The 11071-nt window shown below is 62.9% G+C and carries 10 protein-coding genes; 8 read left to right on the top strand and 2 right to left on the bottom strand.

Annotated elements, in window-relative coordinates; all coding sequences use genetic code 11:
* Positions 1-210 precede the first annotated feature (210 nt).
* From CAURIM_RS05485 to mobA, 5 genes are all read left to right on the top strand, one after another.
* A complete protein-coding gene (locus CAURIM_RS05485) occupies positions 211-1965 on the top strand; it encodes a long-chain fatty-acid--CoA ligase (protein ID WP_201828359.1) in 1755 nt (584 codons plus the stop codon).
* Positions 1966-2010: 45 nt separating this feature from the next.
* On the top strand, positions 2011-3150 hold the full coding sequence (gene moaA / locus CAURIM_RS05480) for a GTP 3',8-cyclase MoaA (protein WP_201828360.1): 1140 nt from the start codon (positions 2011-2013) through the stop codon (positions 3148-3150).
* Positions 3151-3160: 10 nt separating this feature from the next.
* A complete protein-coding gene (locus tag CAURIM_RS05475; RefSeq protein WP_201828361.1) occupies positions 3161-4378 on the top strand; it encodes a molybdopterin molybdotransferase MoeA in 1218 nt (405 codons plus the stop codon).
* A 128-nt stretch (positions 4379-4506) separates the two neighbouring features.
* Positions 4507-4992, top strand: a complete 486-nt coding sequence (gene moaC, locus CAURIM_RS05470) for a cyclic pyranopterin monophosphate synthase MoaC (RefSeq protein WP_070710978.1) — start codon at positions 4507-4509, stop codon at positions 4990-4992.
* Between the two features lie 6 nt (positions 4993-4998).
* Entirely contained in the window at positions 4999-5565 is a 567-nt protein-coding gene (gene mobA, locus CAURIM_RS05465; RefSeq protein ID WP_070710977.1) for a molybdenum cofactor guanylyltransferase, read from the top strand.
* Here the strand turns inward: mobA and CAURIM_RS05460 are convergent.
* Together CAURIM_RS05460 and CAURIM_RS05455 are read right to left on the bottom strand one after the other, a co-directional pair.
* Positions 5552-6931, bottom strand: coding sequence for a multicopper oxidase domain-containing protein (locus CAURIM_RS05460; RefSeq protein ID WP_201828362.1), 1380 nt, complete (start codon positions 6929-6931; stop codon positions 5552-5554). The genes mobA and CAURIM_RS05460 overlap by 14 nt on opposite strands.
* On the bottom strand, positions 6912-8111 hold the full coding sequence (locus tag CAURIM_RS05455) for a beta-carotene 15,15'-monooxygenase (RefSeq protein WP_201828363.1): 1200 nt from the start codon (positions 8109-8111) through the stop codon (positions 6912-6914). Before CAURIM_RS05455 ends, CAURIM_RS05460 begins: the two co-directional genes overlap by 20 nt.
* 96 nt (positions 8112-8207) lie before the next feature.
* Here CAURIM_RS05455 and CAURIM_RS05450 point away from each other — a divergent pair, with 96 nt between their 5' ends.
* Genes CAURIM_RS05450 through CAURIM_RS05440 form a run of 3 tightly spaced genes read left to right on the top strand, consistent with a single transcriptional unit; the run spans position 8208 to position 10953 of the window.
* Positions 8208-8468 (top strand): DUF2249 domain-containing protein, encoded by a 261-nt coding sequence (locus CAURIM_RS05450; RefSeq protein WP_201828364.1) that lies wholly within the window; start codon positions 8208-8210, stop codon positions 8466-8468.
* Positions 8469-8490: 22 nt separating this feature from the next.
* A complete protein-coding gene (gene modA, locus CAURIM_RS05445; protein WP_201828365.1) occupies positions 8491-9213 on the top strand; it encodes a molybdate ABC transporter substrate-binding protein in 723 nt (240 codons plus the stop codon).
* 9 nt (positions 9214-9222) lie between these two features.
* Positions 9223-10953 (top strand): ATP-binding cassette domain-containing protein, encoded by a 1731-nt coding sequence (locus CAURIM_RS05440; RefSeq protein WP_236659284.1) that lies wholly within the window; start codon positions 9223-9225, stop codon positions 10951-10953.
* Positions 10954-11071 lie beyond the last annotated feature (118 nt).

Raw genomic sequence — 11071 nt, 5'->3', positions numbered from 1 at the left:
ATCGCGGGGAGATATTTTAAGAAGGCGACTGCGAGCGTGTCTCTCCCCTCTCACCGTCGCGCACACCGTTGGACTGCCATGAGTTTTCACCACAGGTGTGTGCGCCGTAGAGGGAGCTCGGAGGTGCGGGGAAGGCCTTCCCCGCCAGTCGCCGACAACTATACCGCATCCTTCCACCGCGCTCACACTGACACGGCTAAAGTAGTGCGCATGCTCTCCACAATGCAGGATATCCCGCTGTCCCTCACTCGCATCCTGGAGTACGGTTCCACTGTCCACGGCCAAACCCAGGTGGTTACGTGGCACAGCGCCAATCCCGGCAATGAACGCGAAGAAACCACCTTCGCCGATATCGGCGCGCGCGCCGCTGCCTTCGCCCACGCCCTGCATGACACGCTCGGCATCACTGGCGATGAACGTGTGGGCTCCCTAATGTGGAACTGCGCCGAACACCTCGAAGTGCTTTTTGGCACCGCTTGCAAGGGGGCAGTATTTACCCCGCTCAACAAGCAGCTCATGAATGATCAGATCCGGCACATCATCAACCACGCTGAGGTCCGCGTCATCGTCGCGGATTGTCGCCTCGCCGAGCAACTGGCCCAGGTTCTAGAAGGCGTGGACTGTGTGCGTGCGGTGGTATTCACGGGTGTCGACAAGCCCAGCACCGCTCTGCCGGGCAGCGTCGAGATTTATAGCTATGAGCAACTGCTGGATGGGCGCTCCACCGTGTATGACTGGCCGGTTCTGGATGAGCACACCGCCGCCGCACTGTGCTACTCCACCGGCACCACCGGTGCACCCAAGGGCGTGCTCTACTCCCACCGCGCCCTGTACTTGGAAGGTATGCAGCTGCGCTCCTCCGATTCCTTGTGCGTGACCCACGGGGAGACATTTTTGTGCTGCATCCCCATCTATCACGTGCTGAGCTGGGGAGTTCCCTTCGCAGCGTGGATGACGGGCACGCCGCTGGTGCTTCCCGACGCCGACGTCTCCCCCGCCACCCTGGCCAAGGTCATCGCCGCCACCTCCCCGCGCGTGGCGCACGGTGTGCCCACCATTTGGATTCAGCTCTTCGTGCACTACCTCAAGAATCCACCGGAGCGCATGACCCTGACGGAGATCTTCGCTGGCGGCTCTCCTGTGCCGCCGCAGCTCATCAAGAGCTGGGAAGAGCGCTACGGCGTGGACGTGGTCCACGTGTGGGGCATGGCGGAAACCACCACGGTGGGCACCGTGGCTCGCCCGCCTTCAGGCGCCTCGGGTGAGGCCCGCTGGGCCTACCGTATTTCCCAAGGGCGCTTCCCTGCCGCCCTGGAATACCGCGTGGTTAACGACGGCCACGTAGTCAACACGACGGACCGCAACGCCGGTGAGATTCAGGTCCGCGGCAACCTGGTTACTGGCGCCTACTACCACTCGCCCGCCTCGGAGGATGGCGGCGCTGCTCACGAGTTCCGCGGGAAAGACGTCGAGGACGCGGCTTCCAAGTTCACGGCGGACGGATGGCTACGCACCGGCGACGTCGGCTTCGTCACCGAGGATGGCTTCCTTACCGTGGAAGACCGAGCACGCGATGTCATTCGCTCCGGTGGTGAGTGGATTTATTCCGTGCAGTTGGAGAACCTCATCATGGCCAACCCGGTGGTACTCGAATGCGCCGTCATTGGCTATCCCGACAAACAGTGGGTCGAGCGCCCGCTGGCTGTCACCGTGCTCGCCGCAGATATCAGCCCCACAATTGAAACCGCCGAGCGCCTGCGCAACGGTATGCGCTCTGAGCTGCCCTCCTGGATGCTGCCGGAGTACTGGACCTTCGTGAAATCCATCGATAAAACCTCGGTGGGCAAGTTCGATAAGAAGGACCTGCGCGCCCACCTTGCGGAGGGCGAATACAACATCATCCGTCTCAAGGGCCCGGGTGAGGCGCAGCGCCTCGATGCCGAAGAAGGCGACGGGGAAGCTTAGTCCCCTCCTATTCATTTGGCGCGCTTCGATCTAGACTTGCCAGCAATGTCCGCCCAGCCATCCCAGCCTTCGCCACGCACCTCCGTCCCGCTGACTCTGCCATTGCCGCGTGTACGGGGAGCGGGGACGCTGCCCACGGACCTGCCGGCACCAGGAACCGAGGGCCGCCGTACACTCGTGGATCGCTACGGCCGCCAGGCCCGCGACCTGCGCGTTTCTCTGACGGATCGCTGCAACCTGCGCTGCACCTACTGCATGCCCGCCGAAGGTTATGAGTGGCTGCCCACCGAACACACGCTCAGCGATGAAGAGACCATCCGGCTGATCCGCCTCGCAGTGGACAAGCTCGGCATCCAGCAGGTGCGCTTCACCGGTGGCGAGCCCCTTCTTCGCGGCTCCTTAGAGAAAATCATCGCCGCCACAAAAGCGCTCACTACCGATGAGGGCCGCCCTCCTACTGTTGCTCTCACCACCAACGGGCTGGGCTTGGATAAACGCCTGCCGGGGCTGCAGCGCGCCCGGCTGGACCGCGTCAATATCTCCCTGGACACGCTCGATCCGGAGCTCTATGCCCAGCTCACCCGACGCGACCGCCTGGCAGATGCGCTCACATCCATCGATGCCGCGCTGGCCGCCGACATGGATCCGGTCAAGGTCAATGCTGTCATCATGCCAGGCGTCAACGAATCCGCCATCCTGCCGTTGGCCCGTTTTTGTTTAGAGCGCGGCGCGCAGCTTCGTTTCATTGAGCAGATGCCGCTGGGCCCACGGGAGAAGTGGACGCGTTCCCAGATGGTCACCGCGGAGGACATCTTGGCACGCTTGGCCGAAGACTTCGAGCTCACCCCGGCTAAGAAACCCCGCGGCTCCGCGCCGGCTGCACTGTGGTCCGCGGTCTCGCGCGATGGCTCCCTCCCCACAGGACACATCGGGGTGATCGCCTCCGTGACGCGGCCCTTCTGCGGGGATTGCGACCGCACGCGCCTGACCGCAGACGGCGCGGTGCGCAATTGCCTCTTCGGCAACTCGGAAACCTCCTTGCGCGACCTCATGCGGGCCGGTGCCAGCGATGCGGAGCTCGCCACCGCGTGGGCGGGTGAAATGTGGAGGAAATTACCGGGCCATGGGGTCGATGATGAAGGTTTCCTCCAACCAGATCGCCCGATGTCCGCCATCGGCGGCTAGATTGGGTGCAATGACAAGCACTGGGACTGACTTAAGTATCGAGGAGTATTTCGACCGCCTCCACGCGCTGGTCCGCGCACTGCCTGCGGAGCATGTCCCACTCTCGCAGGGTCACGTATTGGCTGAGCCCCTCGTCGCCCGCCTGCCCCTGCCAGCGCAAGATAATTCCGCGATGGATGGTTTCCTCATTCCTCAGCCCTCCTCACCCGACAGCCTCACCGTTCCTTTCACTCTGCCCATCGTGGGTGATGTGCCTGCCGGCGCGTCTGCCCAGGCCCCGCAGCCCGGCACTGCGCTGCGCATCATGACCGGTGGTGCAGTACCCGCGGGCTTTGATGGTCTGGTCATCCCTGTGGAGGACACCGATATTCCGCCAGGCCCCGGGCCGCTGCCCGAGACCGTTACGGTGCACCGACTTCCCGAGCGCAACCACATCCGGCGGCGCGGCTCCCACATCGAGGCCGGGCACCAACTAGCCGGTGCCGCCACGCTGGTCGACGCCTCCCTCATCGCCGCCGCCATTTCTGCCGGGGTCAGCACCGCCGTGGTCCACCGCATCCCGCGAGTGAGCATTATCGCCACGGGCGAGGAGCTGCGCAACGGCCAGCTCCCGGATTCCAATGGGCCGATGCTCGAAGCACTCATGAGTGCCACCGGGCCCGTTGACATCACCCGCACGGTATGTGGCGATTCACCCGTTGAGCTGCGCCGCCGCTTCGACAAGGCTGCCGCAGAATCCGATCTCATCGTCACCACCGGCGGGGTATCCGCAGGCGCTTTTGACGTGGTTCGCGCGGTCATTGAGGATACTGTGGAGCGCGGCTCTTATTGGTTCGGGCATGTCAACCAACGCCCCGGCGCGCCGCAGGGCCACGCGCTGTGGAACGGCGTTCCCGTGGTGTGTTTGCCGGGCAACCCGGTGGCGGCGTTCGTCTCCGTGCATCTCTACCTCACCCCGCTTCTGCGTTCCTTGCGCGGCCTTCCCCGCCCCACCGGAGTTTTAGACCGGCCGCATCTGACGGCTGTCGCCCGGGCCGACTTCCCGCATCCGCACCGCCCGCTGATTCAGCCGTGCTCAATTGCTCTGGAGGGAAGCATTACCGCCTCTCCGCCGCCTGGTCCACGCATGCGCAGCCACCACGTTGCAGCACTGCCGGGCACGCAAGGTTTCGCGCTGCTGACGAGCTCCGTCACCGCAGGGGAGCAACTTACCGTCTACCCCTACTAGATTCAGGGTCTCCCCTTCTACAGCCCCCACCCCTCCGTTGCTGCCAAAGATCGCGCCTCAGAAACGCGGATCGGCCCACTCTTCGTCAGCTAGGCTAGGTCCACCGGAGGAAAGGACCCGCTGCAACAATGAAGTTCACTCATCTTAATGAGGCCGGCTCCGCCTACATGGTGGACGTGACCGATAAGAAGCCCACTGTGCGCACCGCCACCGCCCAAGGCGAAGTGGCATGCTCGCCGGAGGTCCTCACCGCACTGCGGGAGGGAGCCGTGCCGAAGGGCGACGTGCTTGCGGTTGCTCGAGTGGCCGGTATTGCGGCGGCGAAGAAGGTCCCGGATCTCCTGCCGCTGGCCCACACCATTGGTGTGCATGGCTGCGCAGTGGACATAGACCTGCGCGAAGACCACGTCTTCATCGAAGCCACCGTGCGCACCGCCGACCGCACCGGCGTAGAAATGGAGGCGCTGACCGCGGTGAACGTCGCCGCCCTAGCGCTCATCGACATGGTCAAAGGTGTGGATCGCTCCGCTTATATCCGGCGCTGCGGCATCACCGCGAAGTCCGGCGGTCGCTCGGGTGATTGGTCCCGTGAGCTGCCCGGCGCGGAAGGATAGAGAACAATGCCAGGTGTCATTGTTTTGGCGGGCGGACGCGGCACACGCATGGGTGGTGTGGACAAGGCAAGTATCACTCTCGCCGGTGAGCGCCTTATCGACCGCCTCCTGCGCCAGTTGCCCTATGACGCGCCGGTGGCGGTTGTCTCGCCCTACCACTTAGGCATGCCTCAAGTATGTGAAAAGCCCCTCTTTGGCGGGCCTGCCGCGGGAATCGCCGCGGGCCATGCCGCGTTGGTCGGCTCCTCAGAGTCCACCACCGCCATCTTTGCCGTCGATGCCCCGGATTCCCCACAGATGCTCCCCGCACTCGAGGTGGCTTTGGCAAGCTCCGGCGCTGATGTCGCGGTAGCCACACTTGATGGGCTGTCGCAGCCGCTGTGTGCACTGTGGCGCACCGAGTCCCTCGCCCGCGCTCTGAATGAGCTCGGCAATCCCCGCAATAAGTCAGTCATGCGCTTACTCGGACTCGCGAAGAACATCACCGAGATCGAAGGCACCGCCGCAGTGCACGATATAGATACCCTGGACGAGCTTCGCGAACGGCGCGAGCGGCGAGCTATTCAACGATGATCTGACCGTGCTGGCCCTTCTCTGCGTTCGTCATGAGGTGGTTCACAAAGGAGTAGGTCCCCGGCTCGTTGAAGGTCATCTCCACGAATCCGCCCTGGGCGGGCAAGAGGTCCAGCGCCTGGGATCCGGAATCCTTCGCGTCCTTAATCAGGTAGGCGCCTTCCTTGTACACGGTGTCGAATTGCTCGCCCACAACGTGGAAGCTCAGAGGCAAATCCGGGCCGAGGTTAACCAGCCAGATACGCACGGTATCGCCCACCTTGGCGCGCAGCGGTGCTAAGCCCTCGTCGTATTGATTGGGATAGTAGTTGAAGGCGGCGAGGTCATAGTCGCCATTGCTGACTCGCTGCGCATCCGCACCTTCAGCTTCCCTGCCCGCGGTGGCGAGGAAAACCTCGCTTGCCGTCATGACGTACTCCGCGTCAACGTCCCCCAGTGCATCCTCACCACGCGGATCGATAATGACTGCTCCTGCCATGCCGTTGGCAATGTGTAGACTCATCGGCATCGTTGAGCAGTGATACATCCAGATGCCTGCCCGGTGCGCGACAAATTCGTATGTCAGCGACTCGCCCGGCTGAATCGTCTTCATGTTCTTATCTGGGTTGACTTCACCAGCGTGAAAATCCACCGAGTGCCCCATCGAGCCCTCGTTCTTGATGGTGATACGAAATCGGTCCCCGACCTTGCCGCGCAGGGTTGGTCCGGGTGCCTGCCCGTTGAAGAGCCACCGGGTTTGGCGCACTCCTGGGGCGACCTCAGCCTCCTCTTCTGTCATCACCCAGGTCTCCTCGTGAAGGTCGCCTTCCGCGGGAGCAAGGGAGGCATCGACGGCGTCGAAGCCCTCGCGTGCCGCCATGCGCTCGGCTGCTGAGGGCACCGTCGCCGGGGCACCAGCAGAGCCCGTGCTTGGCGACGCCCCCGCATGCTCATGGTCCCCAGATGCTGGCTCGTCGACGTTGACCATAAACGTCATCCCCTGCATTTTGTGCCCGGCGATCGTGCAATAGCCTTCCACGGATTCATCGATGATCCCAGCATCCAGCTGCACGGTCTCACCTGGTTCTACCCTTCCGGTTTCCTCACGTCCGATCTTCAAGTCATGGACCTGGTCGCCCGTGTTATGAAAATTCACCACCAGGTGGCTGCCCGCAGCCACGTTAATAGAGGACGGAACAAAGGCCATGCCGTCGACAGAGACATCCACAGTGACGGCATCGGCGGAAGCTACCAGCGCCGGATCTTGTTTCCCCATCCGCGAATTGGTCACTGCCAGTGCAATGACCGCCACCAAGGCAACAATGATGATGAGCCAGGATGCCCACTGCTTCTCAGATTGCTCCTTTTTAACGGGCACGCTTGACATGAACTTCTCCTTGAGATGACGAGACGGCCCACACTAGGGCCGCACAATTGGCGATGAGGCCTAGCCCCATCATGATAAGCCCGGCGAAGGACACGCTAGTAATGCCAGTGAGGCTCAGCACGCCGCCAAGGTTGATGAGCGCTACGCGCACGAACCCTGGAAGGTGGCCTCGCGCGGGATGAGCAGCCCCGGCCAGGATGGGCAGCATGTGGTGGAGTACCCCGGTCACGAGCTGCAGGAGGCCGGCGCCGACGAATGTGGGCATCAGGAGTAACGTCACCGCGCGCGGGTAGGCCCCGGCGAGAGTGGCCGCCGCGTCACCGGCACACAGTGCCAGCATCCATACCAGTCCCGCCATCGCGGACACGCTTGCCGTGGTCTTCACGCCACCAAGCGCACCGGCAAGTACTGGCTGAATGATGAACACAGCGGCAAGGACGGTGAGTAGCTGCGCCATGCCGGCGGCGCGGGTGAGCCCGGAGGCGTCGGCAAGCATGGCCACCCCCAGCCCCACGCAATGCACGGTCAATGCTCGACCACACCGGGCCCGGGCGGCTGATGAAATTGGCGTTCGGGTCAAGGTGGGAAGCAGCGTGACGACGGTGCCCACGATGGTCAGCAGTGCAAACCCCCACACCATGCCGCGTGAATGCGCCGCCACCAACAGCGAGTAATTACCCACCCCGTGCGCAGCCAGGATAACCAACAGCACAGAGACCACCATGAAGCACGCCGCGGCCAGATAAAAGGGCACGGTGACTGCAAAAGAGCCAGAAAGAGAGCCTCGAAGCTTAGACCACAACGCCCACAGGTGCCACGTGACTGCGACGATGACGAGTGAGGAGCCAATATCCGCGAGCATTCCCCAGTCGTAGCCTGCGCGGTCGACGAGCAACAGGACCAGACCTACCTGCACTAGGCCCACCCGTGTGCCCACCCCGCGGAACCCGACGGCTGGGGTGCGGGTCAGCGCCTCCGTGAAGTGGGTGCTGAATACGAGGATCGCGGTGGTCAGCGCTCCGAGGGTAAACGGATGGATGAGATCCCACCACACGACGGGTGCTCCCAGATAACTCGCCACGGTGATTCCCACGCCCACCGCGATCCACAAGGCCACGAGGCTAAAGGCAATGGTGTGCCAGCGCCGGCGAGCTGCCAAGGAGACGTCACGTAGAGGCACGTCTGACATTTTTATTTGCACGGATATAATCGTAGTAAATTGGTTGCACGGGCAGCAACGCCAGCTCTCCCTAGAAAATCGAAACGGAAAAGATCAATGAACTTGCCGCTTATCGACGCCTCCAAGGGCCACGACATCCCCACCCTCAACGCCTCCGAAATCCCTCACGCAGTGCGCCACGGCGCCATCCATGGGGCACTCGGCACCCTCAACGTGGGCGAAGCCATGATCCTCATTGCCCCGCACGACCCACTTCCGCTGCTCAAAGAGGTGGACCAGCGGGAGGAGGTTTTCGCTCGCGAGTATCTTAAGAAAGAACCACAAGACGTCCACATCAAATTCACGCGAACCGCCTAAAGCTTCCGTAAGCTGACTGACCATGCACCTCGCAAAGATTGCAATCCCCGTCATCGCCGCCGCGCTGACTGTTGCCGGTTGCGCCTCTGATTCCACAGAACCCTTGCAGGTGTTTGCTGCATCCTCGACAAGAGTGTTGAATGACGAGCTTGCTAGCGCCTCCGGGACTCCCCTGGCCTTCAACAACGGCGGCTCTTCTGCTTTGGTGCAGCAAGTCGATGAGGGAGCGCCCGCAGACCTTCTCCTCACTGCTTCTCGGGAGACCATGGAGAATGCACTCGCTCAGGGCAGCGTGGAGACGCCCGTGGCCTTAGCCAGCAACGTCATGGTTATGGTCGTGCCGAAAGGTAATCCTCAAGGTCTTCGCTCTGCAGCAGACCTGGAGCCCTCGGCACGCCTAGTTCTCTGTGACCCGAGCGTGCCTTGCGGAGCCATTTCCACGCGCATTATAGAGGCCAATGGCTGGCATCTGTACGCATCATCTTTGGAGAGCCAAGTCGCTGATGTCCTGGGAAAGGTTGCCTCCGGTGAAGCGGACGCCGGGTGGGTCTATTCCACCGACGCCGCCGCGAGCGAAGATGTCGAGGCCATCCCGCTCGCCCACGCGGAAGACTTCCGCAATGAGATCATGGGTGCTGTGGTGGCTTCTTCATCCCGGCATGAAGAAGCGCGCGCTGTCCTCTCGCTTCTTGAGTCGGATTTTGACAGCACTTGGGAACACTTCGGCTTCACTCCGGTGAACTAGGTGTCGCGCATGATTCTGCGCGAACAGCGCCCACGAGCCCCTTGGCCGGTCATCGCCGCCGGCGCATTGGCAGCTATCTACATTCTCGCCCCAGTCCTCGCCTTGGGAGTGCGGGTGCCCTGGAGGCAACTCTCGGACACGCTGAGCTCGCCGATGACCCAGGATCTTCTCCGCCTCAGCCTGTTCGCGGCGGCGTGGTCTACAGTGTTGTCCACGTTGCTGGGCACCTGCTTGGCGCTGTGGCTGCAGCAGCTACGCCACGCCTCCCACCTGGTGAGACTGGTGGTCTACCTCCCCTTGGCCATGCCTCCCGTCGTGGGCGGCTTGGCTCTTACTGCCCTGCTGGGGCGCCGCGGACTGCTTGGTCCTGTTCTGGAGCAGGCTGGATTGCACGTGTCTTTCGCCTTCCCGGGTGTCGTGGCAGCCCATGTCTTCGTCACGCTTCCCTTCGCGGTGGTGGCGGTGGACTCCGCGCTGCGGCAACTCGATCCTGAGGTCATCGCCAGCGCGCGCGGCATCGGCTTAGGAGCGGGAACCATCCTTCGGCGCATCATTCTCCCAGCCATCCGCCCCGCTGTGTTCACCGGTGGTGCGCTGGCTTTCGCCCGCTCACTGGGTGAATTCGGAACAACTATCACCTTCGCCGGTTCCCTGCCCGGCTCGACCCGAACCATGCCGAGCGGAATCTACCTAGAGCGCGAGGTCAGCGCGGACAATGCCTATGCCCTTTCCGCCGTGCTTATTGGAATAGCCATCCTTGCGCTCACCGCCGCCGGACTGCCCCTGTTGCTGCGGCGTCGCCGCGAGCCGAAGGTGCGCATGCTCAAGCCGATGGATCCTGCGGCACTTCGCACTGCCACCACCCCTGTGGACTCAGCCCACGATCTTTCCGTAACTATCGGCAACGCCACCACCACGTTCCGGGGCGGGCGCATGACCGCGGTGGTCGGGCCCAACGGTGCCGGAAAGACCACGCTTCTGCGTTTCATTAGCGGGCGACTCCAAGGGGCACACACCAACGCCGAACGCGTGATCATGCTTTCTCAAAACCCTGGGCTGCCGCCCACTGCCACCGTGGCTCAAGCGTTGACGATGGTGACCAAAGACCCGCAAAGGACCAAAGAGTTGATCAACGCCGCCGGACTGCAAGAGCTGGGCCATGTATCCGAGCTTTCCGGTGGTCAAGCCGCACAGGTTGCCCTCCTCCGCGCGCTGGCGGCGCGCCCGGCGGTATTGGTTGCGGATGAGCCCTTTGCCGCCATGGACGTAGAATCCGCCGCGCGTTGGCGCCACTTATTGCGCCTTTCAGCCGCTGACCGTACCACGGTCATCGTCACCCACAGCCGCGTGGACCTCGACACGCTGGCGGACGACATCCTGGTGATGGAAGCCGGCAACATCATCTCTCAAGGCTCCGCGGAGCGCCTACTGGAACGGCCCCCGTCCCGTTTTATGGCAGAGCTGGCGGGCGTCAATGTGCTTCGCGGCTACCACCAGAATGATGCATTTCAGCCAGCTCGCAACGGCGAGCACTGGGCGGCCTTTCCCCAGTCTGCGCTGCGCTTCGACCCCGCTGGCGCACTGAGCGCGACCATTGTGGCCGATCTGGGCAAAACCACCCTTATTGACATTGACGGCCAACGGCTCACAGTGGGCGAGCCAGCAGGCAACAATGCTCCCAGCGACGAGGTCTCCGTGGCCCTCGACGCCACCGCCCTCACGGTCTACACCCGTACTTAATCCATGGGATTTTACCCACGTCGTCACGCAGGTCGTGGTGCCTCTGAGCACCGCAGTGGAAGAAAATCAGGACCTCGGATGTAGAATCCTTCTAGAGTTTTTCAAGGAGTCACAGTTC

This window comes from Corynebacterium aurimucosum (assembly GCF_030408555.1).
GTDB classification, from domain to species: Bacteria; Actinomycetota; Actinomycetes; order Mycobacteriales; family Mycobacteriaceae; genus Corynebacterium; species Corynebacterium aurimucosum.
This window is presented reverse-complemented; position numbering and strand designations above follow the sequence as displayed.

Coding starts and splice junctions, on each gene's coding strand:
- CAURIM_RS05475 (WP_201828361.1), top strand. CDS start 3,161: ATGACAAGCACTGGGACTGACTTAAGTATCGAGGAGTATTTCGACCGC.
- CAURIM_RS05460 (WP_201828362.1), bottom strand. CDS start 6,931: ATGTCAAGCGTGCCCGTTAAAAAGGAGCAATCTGAGAAGCAGTGGGCA.
- moaA (WP_201828360.1), top strand. CDS start 2,011: ATGTCCGCCCAGCCATCCCAGCCTTCGCCACGCACCTCCGTCCCGCTG.
- CAURIM_RS05485 (WP_201828359.1), top strand. CDS start 211: ATGCTCTCCACAATGCAGGATATCCCGCTGTCCCTCACTCGCATCCTG.
- CAURIM_RS05450 (WP_201828364.1), top strand. CDS start 8,208: ATGAACTTGCCGCTTATCGACGCCTCCAAGGGCCACGACATCCCCACC.
- mobA (WP_070710977.1), top strand. CDS start 4,999: ATGCCAGGTGTCATTGTTTTGGCGGGCGGACGCGGCACACGCATGGGT.
- moaC (WP_070710978.1), top strand. CDS start 4,507: ATGAAGTTCACTCATCTTAATGAGGCCGGCTCCGCCTACATGGTGGAC.
- modA (WP_201828365.1), top strand. CDS start 8,491: ATGCACCTCGCAAAGATTGCAATCCCCGTCATCGCCGCCGCGCTGACT.
- CAURIM_RS05440 (WP_236659284.1), top strand. CDS start 9,223: ATGATTCTGCGCGAACAGCGCCCACGAGCCCCTTGGCCGGTCATCGCC.